The sequence below is a fragment of the Arthrobacter humicola genome, assembly GCF_022803015.1.
Lineage (GTDB): Bacteria > Actinomycetota > Actinomycetes > Actinomycetales > Micrococcaceae > Arthrobacter > Arthrobacter humicola_A.
Genome location: NZ_JAFKON010000003.1, coordinates 270,654 through 297,632, shown reverse-complemented (window position 1 = coordinate 297,632; position 26,979 = coordinate 270,654). Strand labels below are relative to the sequence as shown.

The following is a 26,979-nucleotide window of genomic DNA, read 5'->3' as shown; positions in this document are numbered from 1 at the left end:
GCGTGTCTGTACAGGCCCGACCGTGCGCCTGAAACCCCGCCGATGCCGTGGTTGGGCTGCGCTTCAGTAAGAATGGTGCCATGGCATCCTCCCTGCGCCTCCGCCCGGACCTCCGCCAGACCGCTGCCCGCCAGGCCGCTGCCCGCAGAACAGCACTCCCCGTCGCGCCAGCCCCCGGCGGCGTGACGTCCGGGAGCGCCAAGTGGGCGGTGGGGGGCATCATCGGCGGCAGCGCCGCTGCCGGCGTGCTCGCCGCCGGCTCCTCCGCCCTCGCCCTCTACTTCGCCCGCCGCGTCATCACCCCGGCCCGGTTCCGGGCAGAGGACCAGGAAGTGCTGGCCGTCATCCGCGAGGGACGGGCCCTGCGGGTCATTTTCGCCGCCACCCCCGACGCCACGGTGGACGGGGTGTACGGATTCTTCTTCGACGGCGGCCGCGGGCATGCGCGGATCGGCCGGATCCTGTCCTACTCCCCGGCCGAACGCACCGTGCTGCGCGAGGTCGAGCACGTCTACAGCGGGGACATGGCCACGGCCCGGCGCGGCTGGTGGAGCGGTGCGGCCTATCCGGATCCGGCCGCCCTGGGGTTTCCGGTGGAGGACGTGCTGATCGACGTCGACGGCGGGACCGCGCCGGCCTGGCTCGTCCGCGCCGCGCCGGCCGTGGCGGAGGATGTGGCCCCCGACGTGTGGGCGATCATGGTGCACGGGCGCGGAGCCACCCGGCAGGAAGGGCTGCGGGCTGTCCGGACCGCCAGGGAACTGGGCATGTCCAGTCTTCTGATCTCCTACCGCAACGACGGCCTGGCCCCGTCAGCCAGCGACGGGCGGTACGGCCTGGGCTCCACCGAATGGCGCGACGTCGAGGCTGCCATCGGCTACGCCGTGCAGCAGGGCGCCCGCGAGGTGGTTTTGTTCGGCTGGTCGATGGGCGGCGCGATCTGCCTCCAGACCGCTGACCTTTCCCGGCACCGCCACCTGATCCGGGCCATGGTCCTGGACGCGCCGGTGATCAACTGGGTCAACGTGCTGGCCCACCACGCGGAGCTGAACCGGATTCCGTCGTCCGTGGGCCGCTACGGACAACTCATGCTCAGCCACCGCCTGGGCCGTCGGCTGACCGGCCTGGCCGCGCCCGTCGACCTCAAAGCGATGGACTGGGTCTCGCGGGCCGTGGAGCTGAGGACGCCGACCCTCATTGTGCACAGCGTGGACGACGAGTACGTACCTTACGGGCCCTCCGCGGCGCTGGCCGAGAAAAACCCCGAGATGGTCACCTTCGAGCCCTTCGACAAGGCCCTGCATACCAAGGAATGGAACGTGGACCCGGAACGCTGGGAGCGGCAGGTCTCGGCCTGGCTCCGGCAGCAGCTGGCGCCCCGCGCCAACCCCGGCGACCAGGAGCCTCCGGCCGGCAATGCCGCATTCAAATGACAGTTCACTGACAGTTCACTGACAGTTCGCTGACAGATCACGGCAGTGTTGTGCACGAACAATGCGGTACCCTGTCGTCTCGACATCTGGGGCCGGGTCACTCGCGCCGGGTCCCGATCCTGGCGGTGCGGGCAGCCGTGAGCCGAATGAGCTCGGCCGGATCCAGCTCGATGTCCAGGCCGCGCCGTCCGCCCGAAACGAGGATGGTCTCCAGCGCCAGTGCGCTCTCATCCACCACCGTGGGGGAGGACTGGCGCTGGCCGAGCGGTGAGATGCCGCCGAGAACGTATCCGGTCCGCCGCTGCGCCGCGGCCGGATCGGCCATCTCTGCTTTCTTGCCGCCTAAAGCCGCGGCCATCGCCTTGAGGTCCAGGCTGCCGCTGACCGGCACGACGCCGACGGCGAGCCGGCCGTCGACGTCGACCATCAGGGTCTTGAACACCCGGTCAGGGTCGACGCCGAGCACTTCCGCCGCTTCCAGGCCATAACTGGCCGCCGCGGGGTCATGCGTGTAGGGGTGGGCCACAAAGGGAACCCCGGCGGCCGCGAGTGCCGCGGTGGCCGGAGTTCCCTGCGAGGCGTGCTTGCGGGCCATGTTCTTTGGCTGTCCGGGCGCTGAGGGTCAGGACTGTGCCGACGGCTGGCGGTCTCCGGACGCGACGACCTTGCGCTTGATCCGGCCCAGCATGGCGGTCATTCCGCGCATGCGCAGGGGAGTGATGGCCCGGGTGAGGCCCAACAGTTCGGGCATGTCGTCCGGGACGGCCAGGATTTCCGCGGCGCTGAGCCCGTCGAGTCCTTCGTGGAGGACTCCGGCAAACCCGCGGGTGGTCGGGGCCTCCTTGGGTGCCTTGAAGTAGAGCCGGACGCGCTCAGGCGCGTCGCCGTCGGCCTGTTCCGTCTCGACGGTGAGGAACAGCGGCGTCTGGCACTCCACTACCTGCTCGAGCAGCTCCGGGTGATCCCGGAGCCGCTCCGGAAGTTCCGGAAGCCCCTGCGAGAACTCAAGGAGCAGCTGCAGCCGCTCTGCTTCGGTCAGGGCCTGGAAATCGTCGACAATGTCCGCCAGTGCGGCGGGGAGGGCTGAAGTATTCATCACTCCCAGCTTACGCAGGCTCGCCGATTGTGTCCCTGTCGGGACCGGTCCCGCTCCACGGTCACCGCGGCTAACGGCCGGCCGGAACCGGGCCGCGTTCGGCACCCTTGACGATCGGGACGCGCACGGCGTTGCCCCATTCGGTCCAGGAGCCGTCGTAGTTCCGCACGGTCTCAAAGCCCAGCAGGTACTTCAGCGCAAACCAGGTGTGGCTGGACCGCTCGCCGATCCGGCAGTACGCCACGACGTCGTCGCCTTCGTTCAACCCGGCCTCGCCGAGGTAGAGGGCCTCGAGCTCGCCGCGGTTCCGGTACGTGCCGTCGCCGGCCGCCGCACGGGCCCAGGGGATGGAGGCCGCCGTGGGGATATGGCCGCCGCGCAGCGCGCCCTCTTCCGGGTAGGCGGGCATGTGGGTGCGCTGGCCGGTGTACTCCTCGGTCGAGCGGACGTCGATCAGCGGCTTGCCGAAGTGCGCCAGGACGTCATCCTTGAAGGCGCGGATCGGGGCGTCGTCCCGCTCCACGACGGGGTAGTCGGCGGGGGTGGCGGCGGTCGTGACGGTGGAGAGCGCCCGGCCTTCCGCGATCCACTTGTCCCGGCCGCCGTCCAGGAGCCGGACGTCCTCGTGGCCGAAGAGCGTGAACACCCACAGGGCGTACGCGGCCCACCAGTTCGACTTGTCGCCGTAAATGACCACCGTGCTGTCCCGTGAAATGCCCTTGGACGCGACCAGCGCGGCGAAGGCTTCGCCGTCGACGTAGTCGCGGGTCACCTCGTCGTTCAGGTCCGTGTGCCAGTCGATTTTCACCGCGCCGGGGATGTGCCCGGTCTCGTACAGCAGGACGTCTTCGTCGGATTCGACCACCACGAGATTGCCGCCGTCGAGGGCCCCGTCCTCGATCGCGGTGGCCAGCCATTCCGTGGACACCAGGCGGTCAGGGTGGGCGTAGGCGGCGAATTTCTCGTTCTGCTCAACGGGGTAGGTCATTGCGATGGCCTTTCACTTGAACGGTCAGGAGGCCGGGCGCGGAAAGCGTGCGCCGCGCCAGGCCTGTTACAACACTAGTCACGGGCCGGTGGGAATGCTCCACCGCGTTCACACGGGGAAATGTGGTCTTCCTCACGCCGGCCGCGGGTCCACAGTCGCGCACGCGGGCCGGCCAGGCTTTGCCGGTATTCTTGCTGGGGACAAGAGACCAGCAGAACGGACCACCTTGGTACAGATCGAACAGCTCGCTGCCCGCACACCGGCAGTTTCCGTGGATGAACTCCTCAATGGGTTCTATCCGTCGCCGCGGTTCGGTGAGGTGTCGTTTTCCAGCTACCGGCCCGATCCCGCCCAGCCCAGCCAGGCCCACGCGGTCCATGCCCTGCAGCATTTTGCGGCCGGCGTGGGCGCACGCGACGGCGACGGGCTGTTTAAGCGGCTCTTCGGCAAGAAGGACACTTCCCGGGCCGGAATCTACCTCGACGGCGGATTCGGGGTGGGCAAGACCCACCTGCTGGCATCACTGTGGCACGCCGCACCCGGGCCCAAGGCCTTCGGCACGTTCGTCGAATACACCAACCTCGTCGGTGCGCTGTCCTTCCGCAAGACCGTTGAGGCCCTGAGCCACTACAAGCTGGTCTGCATCGATGAATTTGAGCTCGATGATCCGGGCGACACTGTGCTCATGTCCCGGCTCATGCGCGAACTCGCCGACGCCGGCGTGAAGCTTGCCGCCACATCGAACACGCTGCCGGGGTCCCTCGGGGACGGGCGCTTCGCCGCCGTCGACTTCGCCCGGGAAATCCAGGTGCTGGCGGACCAGTTCGACGTCGTGCGGATCGACGGCGAGGACTTCCGCCACCGTGGCCTGCCGGCCGCGCCGTCGCCGCTGCGCAATGATGACCTGACCCACCACATGCATGCCGAGTTCGACGGCAAGACCGTGGCCCGCGATGAGTTCAGCACCCTAATCAACCACCTTGCCGGCGTGCACCCAAGCCGTTACCGCCAGCTGCTGGAGGGGATCGAGGGCGTGGTCTGGAAGAACGTGCACACGATTACCGAGCAGGCCGTTGCGCTGCGCTTCGTGGTGCTGGCTGACCGGCTGTACGACAAGGACGTGCCCATCCTTGCCAGCGGTGTGCCGTTCGACCAGCTCTTCACGGAGGAAATGATGACCGGCGGGTACATGAAGAAGTACTTCCGCGCCGTCTCCAGGCTGACCGCGCTGGCCCGCGAGGGCCAAAACCACGAACCCTCCTAGCGCCGGTTCCCACACCAAGTACAACGCCAAATCCAACGCGGGGTCAGTTACGGCTCATCCGGATGCACCGGATGGGCCGTAATTGACCCCGCGTTGCCTGTTTGGAGTCCCCGTTAAATGCCGGAGGTGCCGGCGCCGCCTCTCGGCGGGACCGGCACCTCACTGACGGATCTGGGTCAGAGGCCTGGCTGGCGGGGTTCCCCGGTTACGGGGGGCTCACCGGCTGCGGGAGTCTGATCGGCGACCGGGGCCGAATTCGGCCGGTCGTTCGCCTTGTCCACGAAGTCGGAAGCGCCACGCTGTACGGCATCGATCGTGCCGGCGTGCTTACCGCCGGTCTTGGAGTCGACGAAGTCGCCTGCCTTTTCGATGCCGTCCTTGATGGCTTCTTCGTTGCCACCAATAACTTGCTGAGCCTTGCCCTTTAGATCGTCAAGTAAACCCACGGGCACCTCCCTTCGGTCGCGGAGCCAGATCGCTCCTTGCGTTTTCTACCCTAGCGGGAGGTGGCGGGGGTGCCAAGGGTGTCCGCCCAGAGGATAAAAGATGGAAGGCCAGGTGCACAGGGTAGAAGGGCCCTGAGTGCACCAATCCCCAGTACACAAACCCGCAGTGCACAAACCCGCAGTTCACAAACGGAGCACACAAAAAAGAGCAGCTCCGGGGGAGCTGCTCTTGTGGTGGGCGATACTGGGATCGAACCAGTGACCTCTTCCGTGTCAGGGAAGCGCGCTACCGCTGCGCCAATCGCCCGCAACCGGAAGGATCCGGAGTGGAGTTGTAATGAAGAGAGCGGACGACGAGATTCGAACTCGCGACATCCACCTTGGCAAGGTGGTGCTCTACCAGCTGAGCTACGTCCGCATTTAGTCCATGCCGGCTGGGCCGGTGGTACTGCATCAAGCAAGTTACCTTGCTCTGGTGGGCGATACTGGGATCGAACCAGTGACCTCTTCCGTGTCAGGGAAGCGCGCTACCGCTGCGCCAATCGCCCCTTGCATCCGATCGAAACCGGAAACCAGGGTTTTCACCGAGGTGGGTACGGGATTCGAACCCGTGTATACGGCTTTGCAGGCCGCTGCCTCGCCTCTCGGCCAACCCACCGTGTAGACAGGATTCCGAAGAACCTTTGCCGTGACAGTGTCCTGCGAGCGGACGACGAGATTCGAACTCGCGACATCCACCTTGGCAAGGTGGTGCTCTACCAGCTGAGCTACGTCCGCATTGTTGGTGTGCATTTCCTTGCCGCATTCGGCATTTCCTCGCGTTCCAACGAGTAAGAACTCTATAGGAGGTTCTGGGAATCTACAAATCGAGACCCATTGGCCCGCGTTCCATGGCCTTACTTCCCTGAGTTCTAGGGGATTTTGCTAATTACAGCGCTGTAATTAGCCTCGGTGTCCAGTCGTGGCCCTAAGCGGCGCCGGGACTACTGACCGGGCCTTCTGAGTGGCACGACTGGAACGGCCGGTGGAGGGCTGGTTGACACTGCCCGTGCACGGGCCTGTTGCGGGCGAGTATTGGGACCGCATTCCCGCCGCGGCCAGGTTCCCACGGGTCGATTTCTAAAATCCGCCCGGGTGGGCTAGCATTCAATGTCGTTAGGGCGATTGGCGCAGTGGTAGCGCGCTTCGTTCACACCGAAGAGGTCACTGGTTCGAACCCAGTATCGCCCACTAACGAAATGGTCTGTTCCGCTGACTCAGCGGGGCGGGCCATTTTGCTTTTCATCGTTGTCTGACCCCCGTGAAAGAGTCTTCATATGACCGCTCCACTCCTCGCCCACGCCACGGACTATGGCCGCATGTACGCCCGCTCCACGTCGGCACAGTTCTCTGTCCCTTCCATCACCACGGTGATCGGCCAGCAGCCACACGGCCTGGATGGCTGGTTCGGGTACATGGGCGCCAACAGCCTGGCCCAGGATCCCGAGCTCCCCGGCATCCTGGGGAGCCCGGCCAAACTGCGGCAGGCGGTCAGCCGGGCCGCCAAGGCGGCGGAGTCGTACCGGGACGATGCCGCCAAACGCGGCGACCGGGTCCATAACTATTGTGAGCAGGTTGCGCTGCGTGCGCTCGGCCGGCCGCACCAGATGAAGGAAACACGGGAGGCGCTGGCCGCCAACGGCGAGGAAGCCTTCGCGGCACGCTTCGACGAATGGTGGGAGCTCTTCCAGGTTGAACCCATCGCTCCGGAAATTACGGTGTGGAACAAGACGGTCGGCTATGCCGGCACCCTGGACCTCGTGGCACGGATCAATGGCCGGACCTGTCTTATCGACTACAAGACCAAGGGCACCAGCCGGGACGGCACCGTCAAACCGCTTGATGACAAGGTGGTCATGCAGCTCGTGGCGGGCATGAAGGCTGAGGAAAGCCTCGTGGATCCCGTCGCGGGGGAGTGGGAGGCCTGGCAGCACGGCGAGTCCCCGATCCTCCTGGCCGTGGCGGTCGGCGAGACCGAGGTCCGTCCGCAGCGGGCCAACCCCGAGGTCCTGAAGCATCACTGGTGGAAATTCTGTGCGCTGCGCCGCGTGTGGGAGATGTCCGCCGACACGGCAACCGCCGGAGCAGCACTGCTCCCGCTGGCGCCGCCCGTGAAGCGCTGACCAGAAGCAACCAACAGAAGCAACCAACAGAAGCACGGGCAGCTGCAACTAAACTGGACTGGACCCCTAGCCGCCCACCGTGAGGACAGACTGCACATGGCCATTTTGAATATCCGCATCATCGGAGATCCTGTGCTGCGCACAGTCGCCGATCCCGTGACGGAATTCGGGCCTGAACTGGCAAAGCTCGTCGCCGACATGACCGAAACCATGGAGGATGTCGAGGGCGCCGGCCTGGCCGCGCCCCAGGTCGGTGTGAGCCTGCGCGTCTTCACCTACCGGATCGGCGGCGTCGAGGGTCACATCGTCAACCCCGTGCTGGAAAGCAGCGAGGACTTCCAGCCGGACCAGGTTGAGGGATGCCTGTCCATCCCGGGTCTGGGCTTCCCCGTCCGCCGGTACCGCCACACCCGGGTGACCGGCGTGGACCTGCACGGCAACCCCGTCACCGTGGAGGGCGAGGACATGCTGGCGCGCTGCTTCCAGCACGAGACCGACCACCTGGACGGCATTCTCTACACCGACCGGCTCGAGGGCGAAGACCGTAAGGCCGCCCTGCGCGCCATCCGCAATGCCAACTACGACGCCATCACGGAACAGACAACCACCAAGCGCGCGAAGAGCGTCGGGACGAGCTTTGGCGGGTCCAGCTTCGGAATCACCCCGTGAGGGTTCTCTTCGCCGGAACCCCCGCTGTCGCCGTGCCGTCGCTCGACGCCCTTGTCGACGCCGGGTTCGACGTCGTCGCTGTCCTCACCCGCCCGGACGCACCGCTGGGACGCAAGCGCGTCCTGACGCCGTCGCCCGTGGCCGCCAGGGCCGCCGAGCTCGGCATTGAGATCATCCACGCCGCCAAAGTCGATGCCGGGGTCACCGCCCGCATTGCCGCCGCAGCACCGGACGTTGCGGCGATCGTGGCCTATGGCGGGCTGATTCCCCCCGCGGCCCTCGCTGTCCCCCGCCACGGCTGGGTAAACCTGCACTTCTCCTTACTGCCGGCCTGGCGCGGCGCAGCCCCCGTGCAGCGCGCCGTCATCGCCGGCGACGACGTCACAGGTGCCGTCACCTTCCGCCTGGAGGAGGGGCTGGACACCGGTCCGGTCTTCGGGACCCTCACGGAGACCGTGCACGCCGCCGATACCGCCGGGGCCCTGCTCGACCGCCTCTCCCACAGCGGCGCGGTCCTGCTGGCCCAAACGCTGTCCGCCATCGACGCAGGCAAGGCCGTCGCGCTCCCGCAGCAGGGCGACGTCAGCCTGGCACCCAAACTCAGTCTCGAAGACGGCCGGCTCGACTGGCAGCAGCCCGCCCTGGCGATCGGCCGCCGTGCCCGCGGCGTCACGCCGGAGCCGGGCGCCTGGACACTTCTGGAGGGCCAGCGGATCAAACTGGAGCCAGTGCTGCCGGCAGCGGACTCGGCGGCGCTTCGGCCCGGACAGCTGGCCATGGACGGGAAACGGGTTCTCGTCGGTACGGGATCGCACCCGGTGGAATTGACGCGGGTGCAACCCGCGGGCAAGAAAATGATGGCCGCCGCTGATTGGGCGCGTGGGCAGGCAACACTTGAAAGCGTGGTATTCGAATGAGCGGTTCCGGGACCAGCGGCAACAGCCGAGGCAGTGGCCAGGGCGCCGGGGGCGGCAGCAGGCGGAACGCCCAGGGCCGGGAACGCAACCGCGGCCCGCAGCGCGGCTTCACCGAGAGCGCCCCGTCCCAGCGGACCCGCCGTGCCGATCCGGCCCGGCTGGTTGCCTTTGAAGTGCTCCGCGCCGTGGCCGCCGAGGACGCCTACGCGAACCTGGTGCTCCCGGCCCGGATCCGGCACCACGGGCTGGACAAGCGCGACGCCGGTTTCGCTACCGAGCTCAGCTATGGCGCCCTCCGCGGCCAGGGCACGTACGACGCCATCCTGGCCCGGTGCGTGGACCGTCCGCTTGAGGAGCTGGATCCCGCGATCCTGGATGCCCTGCGGATCGGGGTGCACCAGCTGCTCGCCATGCGCGTGCCCGCTCACGCCGCCTTGGACCAGACGGTGGGGCTGGCCCGCGCCGTGATCGGGGCCGGGCCCTCCGCACTGATCAACGCCGTCCTCCGCAAAGTCTCCGCCCGCACCCTCGACGAGTGGCTCGACCTGCTGCTCAGCACCGAGACCGATGCCACCACGATCGCGTCCATCCGCTACGCCCACCCGGAATGGATCGTCCGCGCGCTCCGCCAGTCGCTCGTGGCCCACGGCCGGGCGGTTTCTGAGATTGACGCGCTCCTCGAAGCCGACAACGCCGCGCCCGTGGTGAACCTTGTGGCGCTGCCCGGCATCGGCAGCCTCGACGAGGCCCTGGAAGGCGGGGCCACCCCGGGCGAGCTCGTCGAGGGATCCGCGCTCTCCAGCGGCGGGGACCTCGGCCGGCTCGCCTCGGTCCGTGACGGAAGCACCCGAGTCCAGGACGTCGGTTCGCAGCTCGTGGCCCGCGCCATGGCCGCCGTCGATCTCGGCACAACCCCCGGCGCCCGGCCCGAAAACAACATCAGCGCAGACCCCGGCACAAATCCTGGCGGCGAAACGGGGACGGACAGCGTGGGCGCGGGGGAGCGCTGGCTGGATCTCTGTGCCGGTCCCGGCGGCAAAGCCGCCCTGCTCGGAGCCCTCGCCGGGCAGCGGGGAGCCCACCTGCTGGCCAACGAATCCGCCCCGCACCGAGCCAAACTCGTGCGGCAGGCCCTGTCGGCGGTCCCGCGGGGGGCCTGGGAGGTAAGGACCGGGGACGGCCGCGACATTGGCGCCGAGCAGCCGGAGTCGTTCGACCGCGTCCTGGTGGATGTCCCGTGCACCGGCCTGGGCGCCCTGCGCCGGCGTCCGGAGTCGCGCTGGCGGCGCACCCCCAAGGACCTCGTGGACCTTGGCCCACTGCAGCGCCAGCTGCTCAATTCCGCGATCGACGCCGTCAAGCCCGGCGGCGTGGTGGCGTACGTGACATGTTCGCCGCACCCGGCAGAGACCACCGCCGTCGTCAGTGATGCCCTGCGCAAGCGCGAGGACCTCGAGCTCCTCGACGCCGGCGCCGTGCTGGACGGCGTCAGCCTCACGGGCCACCTCGAGGCCGGGCACGAGCTCACCGCCCAGCTCTGGCCGCACGTGCACCAGACGGACGCCATGTTCCTGGCGCTGATTCGCAAGTTGGCCTGAGTTTCGCTGATACTGGGGCACTGCCACCAAAAAGGAACCAGTAAAGTACGAACGTGAAGGAAATCCATGGCCCAGTGCTGCATCAACCCGAGCATCCTTTCGGCTGACTTCGTCAACCTTGAGGCCGAACTGCGCCGTATCAGCAATGCCGATGCGGTGCATGTGGACGTCATGGACAATCATTTCGTGCCCAACCTGACCATCGGGCTGCCTGTGGTGCAGCGCATCCAGGCCGTCAGCCCGGTGCCGCTGGACGCCCACCTGATGATCGCCGACGCGGACCGCTGGGCGCCGGGCTTCGCCGACGCCGGGATTGCCTCGGTGACGTTCCACGCCGAAGCCTCGATCGCGCCGATCAAACTCGCGCGGGAACTGCGCGCCCGCGGGGCCAAAGCCGGCATGGCGCTGCGTCCGGGCACCCCCGTGGAGCCCTATCTGGACATGCTCCCGGAACTGGACCTGCTGTTGATCATGACGGTGGAGCCGGGCTTCGGCGGGCAGTCTTTCCTGGACCTGACGCTGCCCAAGATCCGGCGGGCCCGCGCTGCCATTGACGGCTCCGGGGTCGCGGTGGCACTGCAGGTGGATGGCGGCATCACCGAGGAGACGATCGTGCGCGCGGCAGAGGCGGGGGCGAACGTCTTTGTTGCGGGGTCAGCCGTCTACGGCGCCGCGGATCCGGCGGCGGCTGTCGAAAGGCTCCGGGCGGCGGGGTCCCGCTGACGCGCGGTCCCGGCAGGGAACTGCTGCGAAGATGACGCCGGGCGTAACATCGGCATCCGGGGAATAGCCCGGGCAGGGCCGCAGTTGTGTCAGAATAACAACACACATACGTGCTCCGGGGTCGGTGTAAGTCCGAACCGGCGGTGACAGTCCGCGACCCGCGCGCCAGCGCCCTCCCTCGGGAAGGAAGCCGGCAAACGGTTGAACCGGTGAAATTCCGGTACCGACAGTTAAAGTCTGGATGAGAGAAGCACGTACAGCTGTTACTGCGGCGCCCCAACGGCGCCGCATAATTGCGCTGTCGTATACCCCCGGAGCCATCGCGGTTCTTGAGGGAAGGAACGACACACACATGGACCCCTTGCGATGGCTCTTCGAAGCGCAGATCCCCGTAGGCGGATCTGTCCTGATTCTTCGTGAAGTGCTAGGCAACATCTTTGGCCTCGCCAGCGCCGTCGGCGGCATGCGCCGCCGGGTCTGGGCATGGCCCGTCGGCATCGCCGGCAACTTGCTGCTCCTGACGGTCTTCCTGGGCAACGTCTTCGGTTCCGCCACGCCGGCCACGCTGTGGGGCCAGGCCGGACGCCAAGTCATGTTCATCGGCGTCGCCCTCTACGGCTGGTACCGCTGGCAGCAGGGCACGAAGTCCGGCAGCGGCGGCACTGCCGTCGCGCCGCGCTGGGCCGGCAACCAGACCCGGGTGATTCTTGCCCTCAGCCTCGTGGCCGGCACCATGGCGCTTACCCCGGTCTTCGACTCCCTCGGCTCCTACCCGCCGGTCTGGGCCGACGCGTGGACGTTCATGGGCTCGCTGCTCGCGACATACGGCATGGCGCGGGGCTGGACGGAGTTCTGGCTCATCTGGGTGGCGGTGGACATCGTCGGTGTGCCACTGCTGTTCAGCGCCGGCTACTACGCCAGCGCCGTCATGTACCTCTTCTACGGCTTCTTCACCCTGGCCGGGTTCTTTGTCTGGTGGCGTGCCTCCAGGCTGGCGAACCGGCCGGTCACGGTCGAAACCGTCTTCCCCGACCCCGTGGTGGCCAAGTGAGTGCCCTCAACACCGCCGGCCTGAGCGCCGGATTCAGCGCCGCCCCGTCCGGCACTGCCCAGTCCGGCACTGCCGCGTTTAACGCTGCCGAGAATGCGGCGATGCAGGCTGCCCTGGCCGCCGCGGCGCAGGGCCCGCGGGGCGCCAACCCGCTCGTCGGCGCCGTCGTCGTCGGGACCGACGGGACGCACCTCGCCACCGGTTACCACCGCGGCGCAGGGACTGCCCACGCCGAAGCCGACGCCATCGGCCAGGCGAAAGCGGCGGGCCGGGACCTCCGCGGCGCGGCGATCGTGGTGACGCTGGAGCCCTGCAACCACTGTGGGCGCACCGGCCCCTGCGCGCAGGCGATCATCGATGCCGGCATCACCGACGTCATCTACGCCGTCGACGATCCCCACGACCCGGCGGCCGGCGGCGCCGTGACGCTCCGGGCCGCGGGCGTCCGTGTCCGCTCCGGGCTGGCGGCCGAGGCGGCGCTGGACCTGAACCGGCGCTGGTTCGACGCCGTCGCCGCCAAACGGCCCTTCGTCACCCTGCATATCGCCCAGACTCTCGACAGCCGCATCGCCGCCAGCGACGGCACCAGCCAGTGGATCTCCAGCCCGGAATCGCTTGCGGACAACCACGCCCTGCGCGGCCGGATAGACGCCATCCTGGTGGGCACCCAGACGGTCCTGATCGACAACCCCCGGCTTACCGCCCGGAACGCCAACGGCGAAGCAGAGGGCAAACAGCCGTTGCGCGCCGTGATGGGGTACCGGGGCATTCCCGACGACGCCGCCATCCACGGAGCCGACGGCAACGTCCTGCACCTGGCCACCCGCGACCCGCGCGAGGCCCTGGACCAGCTGTTCGCACACGGCGTCCGGCACCTCATGGTGGAGGGCGGCTCACGGATCCTGAGCGCGTTCCTGGCCGCCGGCCTGGTCGACGAACTCATCGTCTACCTGGCGCCCACACTGCTTGGCTCCGGCACCGCCGCCCTGGACGACCTCGGCATCACCACCCTGGCCGATGCCCAGCGGTGGGAATGGGACCCGGCATCCGGAGGCGCCGTCCAAGTCCTCGGCCGCGACCTCCGGCTCCATCTGCGCCCGGCCGCCACCGCCGATGATGCTGACCCGGCCGGCCCGGCCGCCACCCCTACTTCATCCGATACCACCCCGCACCGCACCGGCGCGGACACCGCCGCAGGAGGCAATTGATGTTTACCGGAATTATCGCCGAGCAGGGAAAGGTGCTCTCCGTTGAGCGCAACGGGGACAGCAGCGCCACCGTTCGGCTCCATGCGCCCGGCGCCACGGACGGTCTCGCCCTGGGCGGTTCCATAGCGGTCAACGGCGTCTGCCTCACCGCCACGCAGATCGACGGCAGGGACTTCAGCGTTGACGTCATGGGCGAGACCTTGGTCCGCAGCACGATCGGAGAACTCACGGCGGGCGATCCCGTCAACCTGGAACGCTGCGTCCCCGCCGGGGGACGGTTGGACGGCCACGTGGTCCAGGGCCACGTCGACGGCGTCGGCCAGCTCGTGGAGCGCGAGGGGCTTGGCAACTGGGACCGGCTGCGGTTCGCGGTGCCGGCCGGGCTGGCCCGGTACATCGCCGAAAAGGGATCCATCGCCGTCGACGGCGTCTCCCTCACCGTCACGGCAGTCAGCCCGGCCAACGATCCGGCGCCCTGGTTTGAAGTAGGGCTCATCCCGACCACCCTGGCCGAGACCGGCCTAGGCCAGAAGACACCCGGCGGCCATGTAAACCTCGAAGTCGATGTCCTGGCTAAGTACACCGAACGCCTGCTGTCCTTTGCCGGCGGTTCATCGCCCGCTGCGCACAGGGCAGCCGAAGGTTCCGCCGGAGAAGCCGCCCTCACGGACGGGGCCGCGAAATGAGCCGGGTCACGGACCAGCCCGGCCATGACGTGGCCGGGGTGCTCCGCGCCGCCGCTGCCGGCACCGGGCGTGTAGGCCTCGATCCGATCGAGGACGCCATCAGCGCCATGGCAGCCGGGCGCCCCGTCCTGGTGGTGGACAACGAGGACCGCGAGAACGAAGGCGACATCATTTTTGCCGCCGAGCACGCCACCCCCGCGCTGATGGGCTGGACAGTCCGCTACAGCTCCGGAGTGATCTGCGTACCGCTCGACGCCGGCCGGGCCGACGCCCTGGCGCTGCCGCCAATGGTGGCAATCAACGAAGACGCCAAGGGCACCGCCTACACCGTGTCCTGCGACGCCGCCGTGGGTGTCAGCACCGGAATTTCCGCCACGGACCGCGCCCTGACGGCCCGGATCCTGGCCGACCCGCAAAGCCGGCCACATTCCTTGACCCGTCCCGGGCATGTTTTTCCCCTCCGCGCCGTTAAGGGGGGAGTGCGGGAACGTCCCGGCCACACCGAAGCGGCCGTGGACCTGTGCCGGCTCGCGGGCCTGGAGCCCGTGGGCGTGATAGCAGAGCTTGTGTACGACAACGGAGAAATGATGCGGCTGGACGGATTGCGCGGCTTCGCCATCGAGCATGGCTGCCCCCTGATTTCGATTGCGGATCTGGTGGCGTATCTTGAAGCGGAACAGCACGGCAGCCACGCAGCGGACCCTGTCTGATGGAGGAGAAATAATGACGACTTCGGAGACCCGAGAAGAGACGGCCATGGCCCGTCAACCGCATCCGGTCAGCGCAGGACCCATCGTCCAGCTGCCCACCGCCTTTGGCGACTTCGTGGCGCAGGCCTGGACCGACCTCGCCACCGGCGCGGAGCACCTGGCCGTCAGTTCACCGATGGCGCCGGTTGACGGCGAGCCACCGCTGGTCCGCCTCCATTCGGAGTGCCTGACCGGCGATGTGTTTGGCTCCTACCGCTGCGACTGCGGCGAACAGCTCGCCTATGCGCTCGAGCTGATCAACGAACTCGGCGGCACCCTGCTGTACCTGCGCGGCCAGGAGGGCCGGGGGATCGGCCTGGCGAACAAGATGAAGGCCTACGCCCTGCAGGAGGCCGGTTTTGACACTGTGGAGGCCAACGAACAGCTCGGGCTGCCGGTCGACGCGCGCTGCTACAAGGCCGCGGCCCAGATCCTCGCGGAGATGGGTCTCCACGAGATCCGGCTGCTGAGCAACAACCCGGACAAGCAGGACCGGCTTGCGCAGGCAGGCGTCAAGGTGGTGGAGATGGTCCCCACGGAGGTCCCCTCCCGGGAGCAGAACATCCGCTACCTGCAGACGAAGAAGGACCGGATGGACCACCGCCTGGTCCTGGACGTTGAACCGGCTCCGGCCGCCGGCCTGTCCGGATTCGAGCACGACCAGGACTGACCGGGCAGCAACACGACCACCAGACTCAACAGCAAGGAATACCTATGAGCGGCCACGGCGCCCCCCAGATCGACCTCAGCACCTTCAAGCCCGAAGAAACCTCACAGCTCAAGCTGGCCATTGTGGCCGCGAGCTGGCACACCCAGATCATGGACGGGCTGCTCGACGGTGCCCTGCGCGCCGCGAAGGACGCCGGCATCAATGAGCCGACCGTCCTGCGCGTGCCGGGCACGTTTGAGCTCCCGGTCGCGGCCGCCCGGCTGGCACCGCACTTCGACGCCGTCGTGGCGCTCGGCGTCGTCATCCGGGGCGGTACCCCGCACTTCGAATATGTCTGCGAGGCGGCCACCCTGGGCCTGACCGAGGTCAGCGTCCGCACCGGGATTCCCGTCGGCTTCGGCGTGCTGACGTGCGATACCGAGCAGCAGGGGATCGACCGGGCAGGCCTGCCCGGATCCACCGAGGACAAGGGTCACGAGGCCGTTACCGCCGCCCTGGCCACGGCAGTGACGCTCAAACAGTTCGGCTGAACCGCCAAGCTGCAGCTTTTGCCGGTGCGGGCGGCTCCGTGGCCACCCGCGCCGGTTGAGTGTGCCGGCCGTGTTGGATATGTAGTGCCTCACATCTCCGCCGTCATGCAACGCCCCGGCGGGCGTTCCCGCGCCGGGAGCAAGTAGGCTTGGGGGCGTGAAGAATTTCGAGTCGCTGTTCGCAGAACTGAGTGAAAAGGCAGCCGTCCGCCCGGAGGGCTCCCGCACCGTCGCCGAACTGGATTCCGGAGTCCACGGCATCGGCAAGAAGGTCGTGGAGGAAGCAGCCGAGGTTTGGATGGCTGCGGAGTATGAATCCGATGAGGCCGCCGCCGAGGAAATTTCCCAGCTGCTCTACCACCTGCAGGTTCTGATGCTCGCCAAAGGACTCACCCTGGAAGACGTCTACAAGCATCTGTAGCCGCGCCCGCACCGGACACCGCCATGACTTCGCTGGCGGATCCCGTGCACAGCGTGGCCGATGTGCCCGAACAGAGACTTCCACACCCAAGAGAGACTTTCCCCATGCTTAGAGTTGCCGTCCCGAACAAGGGATCCCTGTCCGAAGCTGCCGCGGCCATGCTTGCCGAGGCAGGCTACCGCCAGCGCCGCGACACCCGCGAGCTTGTCATGGTGGACCCGGACAACGACATTGAGTTCTTCTTCCTGCGCCCGCGCGACATAGCTGTGTACGTGGGCCAGGGAACGCTCGACGTCGGCATCACCGGCCGCGACCTGCTGCTCGACGCGGAGGTCGAGGCTGAGGAACTGCTGCCGTTGGGCTTCGCCGCTTCCACCTTCCGCTTCGCCGGCCCGGTCGGCGACTTCACCACGGTCGCCGAGCTCGAGGGCAAGCGCCTGGCCACGAGCTACGACGGACTGCTGCGCGGCTACCTGGCCGCACGCGGCATCAACGCCAAGGTGGTCCGCCTTGACGGCGCCGTCGAATCCTCCGTCCGCCTCGGCGTCGCCGACGCGATTGCCGACGTCGTAGAGACCGGCACCACGCTCAAGGCCGCCGGCATGGAGATCTTCGGCGAGCCGATCCTGAATTCGGAGTCCGTGCTGATTGGCCGCAAGGGCGAGCAGAACCCTGCCACGGAGGTCCTGATCCGCCGGCTCCAGGGCGTCCTCGTGGCCCGGCAGTACGTGCTGATGGACTACGACATCCGCAAGGAACTCGTGGAGCAGGCCGCCGGGCTCACCCCGGGCCTGGAGTCGCCCACCGTGTCGCCGCTGCGCGATTCGGACTGGGTGGCCGTCCGCTCGATGGTGCCCAAGCGGGAAACCAACCGGATCATGGACGAGCTCTACGACCTCGGCGCCCGCGCCATCCTGGTCAGCAGCATCCACGCCTGCCGCATCTAGGCGCCCCGCCGGGTCCCGCCAGGAACACCTTCAGCAATCACCCTGCAGCAATTACCCGCCTGCAAGTACCAGGAGAAGTCATGACTGTTGCCGTGCGCGTCATCCCGTGCCTCGACGTCGACGCCGGCCGCGTGGTCAAGGGCATCAACTTTGAGGGCCTCCGCGACGCGGGGGACCCGGTGGAACTGGCGCACCGCTACGACAACAGCGGCGCCGACGAGCTGACCTTCCTTGACGTCACGGCGTCCTCCGGCAACCGGGAGACCACGTTCGACGTCGTCCGCCGCACCGCCGAGGAAGTCTTCATCCCGCTGACGGTCGGCGGCGGCGTCCGTGGCGTGGCCGAGGTGGACAAACTCCTGCGCTGCGGCGCGGACAAGGCCGCCATCAACACCGCAGCCGTGGCCCGGCCGGACGTGATCGACGAGATCACCCGGCACTTCGGTTCCCAGGTCCTGGTGCTTTCCCTCGACGCGCGCCGGACCCGTCCGGGCTCGCAGCCCACCCCGTCCGGCTTCGAGGTCACCACGCACGGCGGACGGCAGGGGACCGGCATCGACGCGATCGCCTGGGCGCGGGAAGCGGCCGACCGCGGGGTGGGTGAAATCCTGCTGAACTCGATCGACGCCGACGGCACCAAGGACGGCTTCGATCTGGAACTGATCCGCCTGGCGCGGGCGGGGGTCAAGGTCCCGCTCATCGCCTCCGGTGGTGCCGGCAAGCCGGAGCACTTCCCGCCGGCTGTGGCAGCAGGCGCCGACGCCGTCCTGGCGGCCTCGGTCTTCCACTTCGGCCCGCTGGACATGATTGCGCAAGTCAAGGCCGCGATCCGCGACGCAGGCTTCGAAGTCCGCTAGTCCCCGCCGCTTAAAGCAACGCGGGGTCACTTACCGCCCATCCCGGAGGGGATTTTGGGCCGTAAGTGACCCCGCGTTGTTGGTTCTGCGGAGCGTGTTAGAGGCCGACTTCGGCGGACTGCAGGAGCGCGACAGCGTCCGGCTGGCCTTCAAAAGTCACGAGGGCGTGGCGGGTGCGGCCGTGGGCGTGCATGAGCAGCTCGCCCGGTTCGCCGACGATGGCCACGGACACGGGGGCGCGTTTGGCGACATGCCGCGGACCCGAGGGGCTCACCAGCACGATGCCCAGATCCACGCCGCGGTACAGGATCGCGGCCCGCTTGACGAGCTCATCCCACAGCGCGTCCGAATAGGCCTGGTCCAGGGCGCGCGGGGCCCAGCGGTCCACGGCGCGGCGGACGTCCTCGGTGTGCACAAAGTACTCGATCAGGTTGGAGCTTTCGTCCAGCGCCTTGATCCGCAGCGGGGACAGCGCCGGGGGACCGGCCCGGAAGTCGTTGACCAGCTTGGCGTAGTCCTCGGTGGTCTTCAAGGTGCCCGCCAGTTCGGCCGTCGCCTGGTCCGAGGCCTTGGACAGGCGCTTGATCAGCAGGCCCAGTCCGACGGCGATTTTCCGCTCGCGCAGGTACAGGTGCGCGGCAAGATCGCGGGTGAGCCAACCTGTGCAGAGCGTGGCGGCATCAGGGCCGGCCGCCAGCAGGGTTTCGGCCAGGACTTCTCGGGACGGTTCGACGAAATGCATCACTTGTGAAACTAGCACGAGACGGCCGTGCGTGGGCACAGGAATCGCCGCCGCAACCGCGCCCGGCCGCATGATGCGGGGCCGGACCGCGGCGCCGGGCCGATTGGCGCACCAGTGTTAAGCGGCGGGACCTGTCCGCAGGCCGGCAACCGGCCCGGAGGCACTAGACTTGATCTGATGTCTGAGCAGCCCGCCTCCGCCCCCAGCCCCATCAACGGCAGCCCCATCAACGGCAGCGCCATTAACGGCAGCGCCGTCGATCGCAGTCCCGTCAGCGGCAGCCCCCTCCCGGCCGGACTGGCGGACGCGCTCAAGCGCGACAGCGCCGGCCTGGTGGCCGCCATCGTCCAGCAATTCGACACCCACGAGGTGCTGATGCTGGGCTGGATGGACGACGAGGCGCTGCACCGCACCCTGACCAGCGGGCGCGTGACCTTCTTTTCGCGCTCCCGCCAGGAGTACTGGCGCAAGGGAGACACCTCCGGGCACGTGCAGTGGGTCAAGTCGCTCGCCATGGACTGTGACGGCGATGCGCTGCTGGTGCGGGTCGACCAGGTCGGCGCGGCCTGCCACACCGGAACCCGCACGTGCTTCGACGGCCGCGAGCTCGACGCCGTCGTTGGCCACGGAGGCTAGGCGCCCGGCACACCGGCAGAGCGCCCCGGCGCTTCCACAGCTTCACGAACCGGACCCAGGCAGGATCCCATGACCGGATCCGGTCGCAGGTCCACCTAAAGAACAGGCGGAAAGCACAGCCATGCAGGACCTTGGAATCATCAGCCCCGGCCTCGAAGAGTTCCGCGAACTCGCAGGCCACAGCCGCGTCATCCCCGTCCGGCTCAAGGTGCTGGCTGACGCCGAAACCCCAATCGGGCTCTACCGCAAGCTCGCCCATGGGCAGCCCGGAACGTTTCTGATGGAATCTGCGGCGGTCGGCGGCGCCTGGTCGCGCTATTCCTTCATCGGCTCCCGCTCCCGGGCGACCCTGACCACCAAGGACGGCAGCGCGCACTGGCTGGGCGAGCCCCCGGTCGGTGTGCCCCTGGACGGCAACCCCGTGGACGCCATCCGCGACACCGTCGCCGCGCTGCGCACCGAGCGCTTCGACGGCCTCCCGCCGTTCACCTCGGGACTGGTCGGGTTCCTGGGTTGGGAAACCGTCCGGCACTGGGAGAAACTGACCAGCCCGCCGGAGGACGATCTCCAACTGCCGGAAATGGCCCTCAACCTGGTCACCGACATGGCGGTCCACGACAACATGGACGGCACCGTCCTGCTGATCGCCAACGCCATCAACTTCGACAACAGCACCGAACGGGTCGACGACGCCTGGCATGACGCCGTCGCCCGCGTCAAAGCCCTTCTCGAAAAGATCAGCCGCCCCGTGGAGCAGCCGGTCTCCGTGCTGGAGACGGCTGCCCTGGATTTCGCGTCCAGTGTGCAGGAGCGTTGGGACGAAACCGAGTACCTGGCCGCCCTGGACCGCGGCAAGGAAGCGATCGTGGACGGTGAGGTCTTCCAGGTGGTGATCTCCCGCCGCTTCGAAATGGAGTGCGGCGCCGACCCCCTCGACGTCTACCGGGTCCTGCGGAACACCAACCCCAGCCCCTACATGTACCTCTTCAGCTTCGAGGACGCCGCCGGCCGCGAATACACGATCGTCGGCTCCTCGCCGGAGGCCCTCGTCACAGTGACAGGGGACGAAGTCATCACCCACCCCATCGCCGGCTCACGCCCGCGCGGCAAGACGGTCGAGGCGGACAAGGCCCTGGCCGAGGAACTGCTGGCGGACGAGAAAGAACGCGCCGAGCACCTGATGCTGGTCGACCTGTCCCGCAACGACCTCTCGAAGGTCTGCGTGGCAGGATCCGTCGACGTCACGCAATTCATGGAAGTGGAGCGCTTCAGCCACATCATGCACCTGGTGTCCACCGTGGTCGGCGAGCTCGCCCCGGCCGCCAAGGCCTACGACGTGCTCAAGGCCACGTTCCCGGCCGGCACCCTCTCCGGCGCCCCGAAGCCGCGGGCCCTGCGCCTGCTGGACGAACTTGAACCGCACCGGCGCGGCATCTATGGCGGCGTGGTGGGGTACCTGGACTTCGCCGGGGACATGGACATGGCGATCGCCATCCGGTCGGCCCTGCTCCGGGAGGGACGCGCGTACGTCCAGGCCGGCGGCGGGATCGTCGCAGATTCGGTGAACCCGACCGAGGCCCAGGAAACCGTGAACAAGGCCGCCGCCCCGCTGCGCGCCGTGCACACCGCCAGGTCGCTGCACAACATCAGCGTTGACGCAGTCACTGACGCAACGCCCGACGCAGGAGCCGAGTCCTGATGGGGGAGCCGGAAGCCACCGCCAAGAACAGCGCCAAAAACACCGTGAAGACCACTGTAAAGAGCACTGTGAAGAGCACCAAGAGGTCCGCCGTCCCCGGCTGGGCCCGCAAGTCCACCCTGGTCCTGGTAATCGCTGCCCTGGCCCTTGCCGTGTTCGGGACCACCACCCAGACCTGGCTCACCGTGCACCTCGATCCCACGCAGCTCGGCGCGGCCGTGGCCAGCCAGGACGGACTGCAGGTCCAGGGCAGCAAGGCTGCCACCACCGTGACAGCCCTGGCGCTTGTGGCCCTCGCCGGCGGCCTCGCGGCCTCCATCGCCGGTCGCGTGGCCCGCTGGGTCATCACAGCGATCATCCTCCTCGCGGCCGCGGGCATCGTCGCCGCGGCAGCCGTTGTACTGGCGGACCCGCTGGCCGCGGCGCAGGGATCGATCGCGGCCGCCACCGGAATCAGCGGCAGCAGCGTGCAGGTGGACGTCACGGTGTTCCCCATCCTCGCCGTCGTCGCCGGTGCCCTGCTGGGACTCAGCGCCCTGGCGATCGTGCCGGCCGGCCGCTACTGGAAGACCCGCACCAAATATGACGCGGCCGCCGCCGGGCCCGCCGCCGGCGGAACTGCAGCCGGCGGTAATGCGCCGGCCGCCCCCGCTGACGAGATTGACAGCTGGGACAGGTTGTCCCGCGGTGACGACCCCACCTGAGCCGATTCCGCGGGCGCGACCGGCAACGCGGCCAGTAACCCGGCCAAAGCAACGCGGCCCAGCAACGCGGCCAAATAACACAGCCAAAAAATGGCAGAATGTAAGCAGTATTCATCCTGAGGAGATTTCAATGAGCAAAGCCACTGTTTCCGCATCCACGTCCGCTGCGCCGAAGGGGCCGAAGGGCGTCTACGACGACGTCGATCACAGCGAAGCGCCGGGCCACGGCAACAGCCCGGCCGCGTGGACCTGCGTGATCGTGATGCTGATCGGCGCCCTCATTGCGTCCATCGCCTTCGTCATCGCCAACACCCCGATCTTCGTTGCAGGTGCCGCAGTTATGGTAATCGGCCTGCTCGCCGGCTGGGCCATGCGCAAGGCCGGCTACGGCGTCGGCGGCAGCAAGCTGAAGAACTCCGGCCACTGAGCGTGAGCGTTCTCGACGACATCAATGCCGGTGTCAGGGAGGATATGCAGGCGCGCCAGCGTCTGGTTACGCTCGCGGAGCTGAAGGAGCGTGCCGCCGAGGCGGCGCCCGCCCGTGACGCCTGGGCCGCCCTCGGCGGCACCTCAAGCAGCCGGGACCAGCTCAAGGTGATTGCCGAGGTCAAGCGCCGCAGCCCGTCCAAGGGCCCGCTCGCGGACATCGCCGATCCCGCGTCCCTCGCCGCGCAGTACGCCGACGGCGGGGCCGCCGTGATCAGCGTCCTGACCGAGGAGCGCCGCTTCGGCGGCTCCCTGGCCGATCTGGACGCCGTCCGGGCCGCCGTGGACATCCCGCTGCTGCGCAAGGACTTCATGGTTGACGAGTACCAGATCTGGGAGGCCCGGGCGCACGGCGCCGACCTGATCCTTCTGATCGTGGCCTCGCTCTCGGACGCCCAGCTGCGTGAGTTCACGGCCCTCAGCCGCGAGCTCGGCATGAACGTGCTGGTCGAGACCCATACGGCGGAGGAAATCGAGCGCGCAGTCGCCGCGGAAGCCCGGATCATCGGCGTCAACGTACGCAACCTCAAGACGCTCGACGTCGACCGTTCCGTCTTCGCGGCGCTGACCGGCGGCATTCCCGCCGGTGCGCTCGTGGTCGCCGAATCCGGTGTGCGCGACGTCGAGGACGTCAAGCACTACGCGGCCCGCGGGGCCAACGCGGTCCTGGTCGGCGAGGCGCTGGTCAGTGACGCGACGCCCCGCGAGCGGATCGCCGAATTCATGGCTGCCGGCGCGACGGCAATCGCCGCGCGCGCCTGAGGCCGGCCGGTCCTGGCGCCTCCGTCCGGACCGTGAGCGGTGCCGGGCCCGCGATTTTGCCCGGACCAATGAGCGGATCTCATCAGCAGATCCCCAAAGCTAGCAGTGGAACAGGATGGTGAGACTGATGGTCGATGCACCAGCAGCCGGCTCTGACGAAAGTACCGTGGACGCGTTCCTGCAGGGCGGCCGCCCCGCGGAGCATCCCGCGCAGGGCGAACCGTCCCTGCGCCACGCCCCGGGGCCCTACTTCGGGAACTACGGCGGCCGGTGGATGCCAGAGTCGCTCATCGCGGCCCTGGACGAGCTCGAGGACACCTTCGAGAAGGCCAAGGCCGATCCGGAGTTCACGGCCCAGATCGCCGACCTGAACAAGAACTACTCGGGCCGGCCATCGCTGCTGACCGAGGCCAAGCGCTTCGCCGAGCACGCCGGGGGGGTGCGGATCTTCCTCAAGCGCGAAGACCTCAACCACACCGGCTCGCACAAGATCAACAACGTCCTGGGCCAGGCGCTGCTCGCCAAGCGAATGGGCAAAACCCGCGTCATCGCCGAAACCGGCGCCGGCCAGCACGGCGTGGCCAGCGCCACGGCCGCAGCCCTGCTGGGCCTGGAATGCGTGGTCTACATGGGCGCCGAGGACTGCCGCAGGCAGTCCCTCAACGTGGCCCGCATGGAACTCCTCGGCGCCACGGTCATCCCGGTCACCAACGGATCCCAGACGCTCAAGGACGCCATCAACGAGGCCCTGCGCGACTGGGTGGCCAACGTGGGCAACACGCACTACCTGCTGGGCACCGCCGCCGGAGCACACCCGTTCCCGGCGATGGTCCGCTACTTCCACGAGGTCATCGGTGAGGAAGCCCGCGCCCAGATCCTGGACCAGACCGGCCGGCTGCCGGATGCCGTCTGTGCCTGCATCGGCGGCGGCTCCAACGCCATCGGCATCTTCCACGGCTTCCTCGATGACCCTTCGGTCAAGATCTACGGCTTCGAAGCCGGCGGCGAGGGCGTCGAAACCGGACGCCACGCAGCCACCATCACCCTCGGCAAACCCGGCGTACTGCACGGCGCCCGCTCGTACCTCATGCAGGACGACGACGGCCAGACCATCGAGTCGCACTCGATCTCCGCCGGCCTGGACTACCCCGGCGTCGGCCCCGAGCATTCCTACCTCGCCGACATTGGCCGGGTCAGCTACGAGCCCATCACGGACAGCGAAGCCATGGAGGCCTTCCGCCTCCTGTGCCGCACCGAGGGCATCATCCCCGCCATCGAGTCCGCCCACGCCCTCGCCGGCGCCATCAAGGTGGGCCAGCGGCTCGCCGCAGACGCGGCGGCAGGCAAGGCAACAGACGCCTCAGAGAAAATCGTGATGGTGAACCTCTCCGGCCGCGGCGACAAGGACGTGGCCACGGCCGCGGAATGGTTCGACCTGCTGGACAAGGATTCACCTGAAGCCGAAATCGCCAAAGAGGGGGAACAGCTGTGAGCACCGGCCAGGACGGCAACCAGCACGCCAGCAAGTCGGCCGCGGCCATTGACCGCGCCCGCGCCCAGGGCCGGGCGGCCCTGATCGGCTACCTGCCCGCCGGCTACCCGAGCGTTAAAGACACCATTGCCGCCGGCATCGCCCTGGCCGAGAACGGCGCCGACCTCATCGAGATCGGCATCCCGTACTCGGACCCGGTCATGGACGGCCAGGTCATCCAGGCCGCCACGACGGAAGCCCTCGCGAAGGGCTTCCACGTCCGGGAGGTCTTCGACGTCGTCCGCGGCATTACGAGCAAGACCGACGCCGCCGTGCTGGTCATGACGTACTGGAACCCCGTGGTCCGGATGGGCGTGGACGAGTTCTCCCGCCGCCTGGCCGAGGCCGGGGGAGCCGGGCTCATCACGCCCGACCTCATTCCGGACGAGGCCGCCGAGTGGATGACGGCCTCGGACAAGTACGGCCTGGACCGGGTGTTCCTGGTAGCTCCCTCGTCCTCGCCCGAACGCATGAAACGCACGGTCGACGCGAGCCGCGGCTTCGTCTACGCCGTCTCCATCATGGGCGTCACCGGCGCCCGGACCTCGGTCAGCTCCGCGGCCAGGGACGTCGTCGCCGCCGCGCACGCTGCGGGCGCCGAACGCGTCTGCGTGGGCCTCGGCGTCTCCACCGCCAGCCACGTCCGCGAGATCGCCGAGTACGCCGACGGCGTGATTGTCGGCACCGCCCTCGTCGCGGCCATCCGGGACGGCGGCGTGGATGCGGTAGCCTCCTTGACGAAAGACCTCAGCACCGGCCTTACCAAGGAAGAAGCGTAAGCAATGCAGTCAGTCCTCCACGCGGCGGCGATGATTCCCGCGAGCATTCCGAGCCCCAGCTGGTCCGGATTCGACATCCCGCTGCCGTGGGGGTCCCTGCGCATCCACGCCTACGCCCTGTGCATCCTCGCCGGCATTATTGCCGGCCTGTGGCTGACCTCGGTCCGCTGGGCACGCCGCGGCGCCCCCGAGGGCAGCGTCTGGGACATCGCCATCTGGGCCATACCGTTCGGCATTATCGGCGGACGGCTGTACCACGTGTTCTCCTCTCCGGACGCCTACTTCGGCCCGGGATTCGACGGCACAGGGGACCTGTCCCTGATTCCGCAGATCCAGCGCGGCGGCCTGGGCATCTGGGGCGCCGTCGTGCTCGGCGCCGTGGGCGCCTGGATCGGGTGCCGGCGTGCCGGGGTGAAGCTGAGCGCCTTCATGGACGCCGCGGCCCCCGGGCTGCTGCTGGCTCAGGCCATTGGCCGGTGGGGCAACTACTTCAACCAGGAACTCTTCGGCGGCCCCACCACGCTTCCCTGGGGGCTGCAGATCGACCCCAACAACCCGAACTTCCCCCCCGGCATGCCGACGGAAACGCTCTTCCACCCGACGTTCCTCTACGAGTCGCTGTGGAACCTGGCCGGCGTGCTGATCCTGCTGGCCCTGGACCGCAAATTCAGCTTCCGCCGCGGCCGCCTCTTCTGCGTCTACGCCATGTACTACACCCTGGGCCGCGTCTGGATCGAGGCCATGCGGATCGACGACGCCGAACAGATCACCCTCTTCGGGCTCACCACCCGGCTCAACGTCTGGACCAGCATCATCGTCTTCGCCGGGGCCCTGCTCGCCTTCATCCTCCTCGGACTGCGCAAGCGCTCCGAGCCGGACACCCCGTTCCTCCCCGGCCGCGCACCTGCGGAGACACAGCCGGTGGAGACTGTGCCGGCTGAGGAAAAGTCGGCGGAGACTAAGCCGGACGCTGATGCGGTCGACGCCGGCCGCGCCACCGTTCCCGCAGACGCGGCAACCATCCGCCATTCGGACGCCGCTGTCTCAGATAGTGAATCCCGTGCTAATCTCCGGAATAACCAAAGCGGACCAGTTCGCGCATCCGAGGATGCGGAAAGGGACTCCACGGGCGGCACCGCGCCCGCCAATGGGGCTCCGGCAGCCGGAGTTTCCGGCCGCCAGGGAACTGGAACCGCGCCGGAGGCTGAGGGCACCAAGTAGCTCA

29 protein-coding genes, 6 tRNA genes and 1 riboswitch are annotated in these 26,979 nt (G+C 68.2%); of the genes, 25 read left to right on the top strand and 10 right to left on the bottom strand.

From position 1 onward, the window contains the following. The first annotated feature begins 80 nt into the window (after positions 1-80). On the top strand, positions 81-1,433 hold the full coding sequence (locus tag ARTB_RS08830; protein ID WP_243179263.1) for an alpha/beta hydrolase family protein: 1,353 nt from the start codon (positions 81-83) through the stop codon (positions 1,431-1,433). Positions 1,434-1,530: 97 nt separating this feature from the next. On the opposite strand, the gene ybaK is transcribed toward ARTB_RS08830, so the two are convergent. The 3 genes from ybaK to ARTB_RS08815 all read right to left on the bottom strand — a co-directional run bounded on the left by ybaK (position 1,531) and on the right by ARTB_RS08815 (position 3,517). Next, positions 1,531-2,028, bottom strand: coding sequence for a Cys-tRNA(Pro) deacylase (gene ybaK / locus ARTB_RS08825; protein ID WP_243179261.1), 498 nt, complete (start codon positions 2,026-2,028; stop codon positions 1,531-1,533). A 27-nt stretch (positions 2,029-2,055) separates the two neighbouring features. Continuing rightward, positions 2,056-2,529, bottom strand: a complete 474-nt coding sequence (locus tag ARTB_RS08820; protein ID WP_243179191.1) for a SufE family protein — start codon at positions 2,527-2,529, stop codon at positions 2,056-2,058. Positions 2,530-2,599: 70 nt separating this feature from the next. After that, positions 2,600-3,517 carry a sulfurtransferase gene (locus tag ARTB_RS08815; RefSeq protein ID WP_243179175.1) on the bottom strand — a complete coding sequence of 306 codons (918 nt, stop codon included), beginning with the start codon at positions 3,515-3,517 and terminating at the stop codon, positions 2,600-2,602. Positions 3,518-3,743: 226 nt separating this feature from the next. Between ARTB_RS08815 and zapE the strand changes: the two genes are divergently transcribed. Further along, the gene (gene zapE / locus ARTB_RS08810; protein ID WP_028277027.1) at positions 3,744-4,781 is read left to right on the top strand and encodes a cell division protein ZapE; all 1,038 of its coding nucleotides are present in this window, start codon (positions 3,744-3,746) and stop codon (positions 4,779-4,781) included. 176 nt (positions 4,782-4,957) lie between these two features. On the opposite strand, the gene ARTB_RS08805 is transcribed toward zapE, so the two are convergent. From ARTB_RS08805 to ARTB_RS08780, 6 genes are all read right to left on the bottom strand, one after another. Then, entirely contained in the window at positions 4,958-5,227 is a 270-nt protein-coding gene (locus ARTB_RS08805; RefSeq protein WP_243179173.1) for an antitoxin, read from the bottom strand. Positions 5,228-5,459: 232 nt separating this feature from the next. Then, positions 5,460-5,534: transfer RNA gene (locus ARTB_RS08800), tRNA-Val, on the bottom strand. Positions 5,535-5,572: 38 nt separating this feature from the next. After that, a tRNA-Gly gene (locus ARTB_RS08795) sits at positions 5,573-5,645 on the bottom strand. 55 nt (positions 5,646-5,700) lie between these two features. Beyond that, positions 5,701-5,775: transfer RNA gene (locus tag ARTB_RS08790), tRNA-Val, on the bottom strand. A 39-nt stretch (positions 5,776-5,814) separates the two neighbouring features. Then, positions 5,815-5,885: transfer RNA gene (locus ARTB_RS08785), tRNA-Cys, on the bottom strand. Between the two features lie 46 nt (positions 5,886-5,931). Further along, positions 5,932-6,004 (bottom strand) — tRNA-Gly (locus tag ARTB_RS08780). 381 nt (positions 6,005-6,385) lie between these two features. On the opposite strand from ARTB_RS08780, the gene ARTB_RS08775 reads away from it, so the two are divergent. From ARTB_RS08775 to hisF, 15 genes are all read left to right on the top strand, one after another. Next, a tRNA-Val gene (locus ARTB_RS08775) sits at positions 6,386-6,457 on the top strand. 86 nt (positions 6,458-6,543) lie between these two features. After that, positions 6,544-7,389, top strand: coding sequence for a cytochrome (locus tag ARTB_RS08770; protein WP_243179171.1), 846 nt, complete (start codon positions 6,544-6,546; stop codon positions 7,387-7,389). Positions 7,390-7,485: 96 nt separating this feature from the next. After that, on the top strand, positions 7,486-8,058 hold the full coding sequence (gene def / locus ARTB_RS08765) for a peptide deformylase (protein WP_243179169.1): 573 nt from the start codon (positions 7,486-7,488) through the stop codon (positions 8,056-8,058). Next, entirely contained in the window at positions 8,055-8,975 is a 921-nt protein-coding gene (gene fmt, locus ARTB_RS08760; protein ID WP_243179167.1) for a methionyl-tRNA formyltransferase, read from the top strand. The genes def and fmt overlap by 4 nt, the downstream gene beginning before the upstream one ends. Next, complete coding sequence (locus ARTB_RS08755; RefSeq protein WP_243179165.1) at positions 8,972-10,573, top strand: RsmB/NOP family class I SAM-dependent RNA methyltransferase; 1,602 nt, start codon at positions 8,972-8,974, stop codon at positions 10,571-10,573. The genes fmt and ARTB_RS08755 overlap by 4 nt, the downstream gene beginning before the upstream one ends. A 66-nt stretch (positions 10,574-10,639) precedes the next feature. After that, on the top strand, positions 10,640-11,296 hold the full coding sequence (gene rpe / locus ARTB_RS08750) for a ribulose-phosphate 3-epimerase (RefSeq protein WP_028277032.1): 657 nt from the start codon (positions 10,640-10,642) through the stop codon (positions 11,294-11,296). 106 nt (positions 11,297-11,402) lie between these two features. Beyond that, positions 11,403-11,554, top strand: a riboswitch (FMN riboswitch). A 94-nt stretch (positions 11,555-11,648) separates the two neighbouring features. Then, entirely contained in the window at positions 11,649-12,347 is a 699-nt protein-coding gene (pnuC, locus tag ARTB_RS08745; protein WP_243179156.1) for a nicotinamide riboside transporter PnuC, read from the top strand. Continuing rightward, positions 12,344-13,555: a bifunctional diaminohydroxyphosphoribosylaminopyrimidine deaminase/5-amino-6-(5-phosphoribosylamino)uracil reductase RibD gene (gene ribD / locus ARTB_RS08740; RefSeq protein WP_439954106.1), complete on the top strand. Its 1,212-nt coding sequence runs from the start codon at positions 12,344-12,346 to the stop codon at positions 13,553-13,555. Before pnuC ends, ribD begins: the two co-directional genes overlap by 4 nt. Then, a complete protein-coding gene (locus ARTB_RS08735) occupies positions 13,555-14,241 on the top strand; it encodes a riboflavin synthase (RefSeq protein ID WP_243179154.1) in 687 nt (228 codons plus the stop codon). The genes ribD and ARTB_RS08735 overlap by 1 nt, the downstream gene beginning before the upstream one ends. Then, positions 14,238-14,951, top strand: coding sequence for a 3,4-dihydroxy-2-butanone-4-phosphate synthase (ribB, locus tag ARTB_RS08730; RefSeq protein WP_243179152.1), 714 nt, complete (start codon positions 14,238-14,240; stop codon positions 14,949-14,951). The genes ARTB_RS08735 and ribB overlap by 4 nt, the downstream gene beginning before the upstream one ends. 13 nt (positions 14,952-14,964) lie before the next feature. Further along, positions 14,965-15,660: a GTP cyclohydrolase II gene (gene ribA, locus ARTB_RS08725; protein ID WP_243179150.1), complete on the top strand. Its 696-nt coding sequence runs from the start codon at positions 14,965-14,967 to the stop codon at positions 15,658-15,660. Between the two features lie 44 nt (positions 15,661-15,704). Continuing rightward, positions 15,705-16,190 carry a 6,7-dimethyl-8-ribityllumazine synthase gene (ribH, locus tag ARTB_RS08720; RefSeq protein WP_243179121.1) on the top strand — a complete coding sequence of 162 codons (486 nt, stop codon included), beginning with the start codon at positions 15,705-15,707 and terminating at the stop codon, positions 16,188-16,190. Between the two features lie 157 nt (positions 16,191-16,347). Next, complete coding sequence (locus ARTB_RS08715) at positions 16,348-16,611, top strand: phosphoribosyl-ATP diphosphatase (RefSeq protein ID WP_018772463.1); 264 nt, start codon at positions 16,348-16,350, stop codon at positions 16,609-16,611. A gap of 104 nt (positions 16,612-16,715) precedes the next feature. Further along, positions 16,716-17,558: an ATP phosphoribosyltransferase gene (hisG, locus tag ARTB_RS08710; protein WP_028277039.1), complete on the top strand. Its 843-nt coding sequence runs from the start codon at positions 16,716-16,718 to the stop codon at positions 17,556-17,558. A gap of 80 nt (positions 17,559-17,638) precedes the next feature. Further along, a complete protein-coding gene (hisF, locus tag ARTB_RS08705; RefSeq protein WP_026536975.1) occupies positions 17,639-18,415 on the top strand; it encodes an imidazole glycerol phosphate synthase subunit HisF in 777 nt (258 codons plus the stop codon). 97 nt (positions 18,416-18,512) lie between these two features. Here the strand turns inward: hisF and ARTB_RS08700 are convergent, their stop codons facing one another. Beyond that, entirely contained in the window at positions 18,513-19,157 is a 645-nt protein-coding gene (locus ARTB_RS08700; protein ID WP_028277041.1) for a TIGR03085 family metal-binding protein, read from the bottom strand. A gap of 177 nt (positions 19,158-19,334) precedes the next feature. Between ARTB_RS08700 and hisI the strand changes: the two genes are divergently transcribed. From hisI to lgt, 8 genes are all read left to right on the top strand, one after another. After that, positions 19,335-19,793 carry a phosphoribosyl-AMP cyclohydrolase gene (gene hisI / locus ARTB_RS08695; protein ID WP_243179119.1) on the top strand — a complete coding sequence of 153 codons (459 nt, stop codon included), beginning with the start codon at positions 19,335-19,337 and terminating at the stop codon, positions 19,791-19,793. 121 nt (positions 19,794-19,914) lie between these two features. Next, on the top strand, positions 19,915-21,492 hold the full coding sequence (locus ARTB_RS08690) for an anthranilate synthase component I (RefSeq protein WP_243179109.1): 1,578 nt from the start codon (positions 19,915-19,917) through the stop codon (positions 21,490-21,492). Continuing rightward, entirely contained in the window at positions 21,492-22,196 is a 705-nt protein-coding gene (locus ARTB_RS08685; protein WP_243179107.1) for a Trp biosynthesis-associated membrane protein, read from the top strand. Before ARTB_RS08690 ends, ARTB_RS08685 begins: the two co-directional genes overlap by 1 nt. Before the next feature lie 130 nt (positions 22,197-22,326). After that, positions 22,327-22,623, top strand: a complete 297-nt coding sequence (locus ARTB_RS08680) for an HGxxPAAW family protein (protein WP_243179094.1) — start codon at positions 22,327-22,329, stop codon at positions 22,621-22,623. A 2-nt stretch (positions 22,624-22,625) separates the two neighbouring features. Beyond that, positions 22,626-23,444 carry an indole-3-glycerol phosphate synthase TrpC gene (gene trpC, locus ARTB_RS08675; protein WP_243179093.1) on the top strand — a complete coding sequence of 273 codons (819 nt, stop codon included), beginning with the start codon at positions 22,626-22,628 and terminating at the stop codon, positions 23,442-23,444. Positions 23,445-23,571: 127 nt separating this feature from the next. Next, a complete protein-coding gene (trpB, locus tag ARTB_RS08670) occupies positions 23,572-24,936 on the top strand; it encodes a tryptophan synthase subunit beta (RefSeq protein ID WP_243179091.1) in 1,365 nt (454 codons plus the stop codon). Beyond that, on the top strand, positions 24,933-25,754 hold the full coding sequence (trpA, locus tag ARTB_RS08665) for a tryptophan synthase subunit alpha (RefSeq protein ID WP_243179089.1): 822 nt from the start codon (positions 24,933-24,935) through the stop codon (positions 25,752-25,754). The genes trpB and trpA overlap by 4 nt, the downstream gene beginning before the upstream one ends. A 3-nt stretch (positions 25,755-25,757) precedes the next feature. Then, positions 25,758-26,975, top strand: a complete 1,218-nt coding sequence (gene lgt, locus ARTB_RS08660; RefSeq protein ID WP_243179076.1) for a prolipoprotein diacylglyceryl transferase — start codon at positions 25,758-25,760, stop codon at positions 26,973-26,975. Positions 26,976-26,979: the final 4 nt, after the last annotated feature.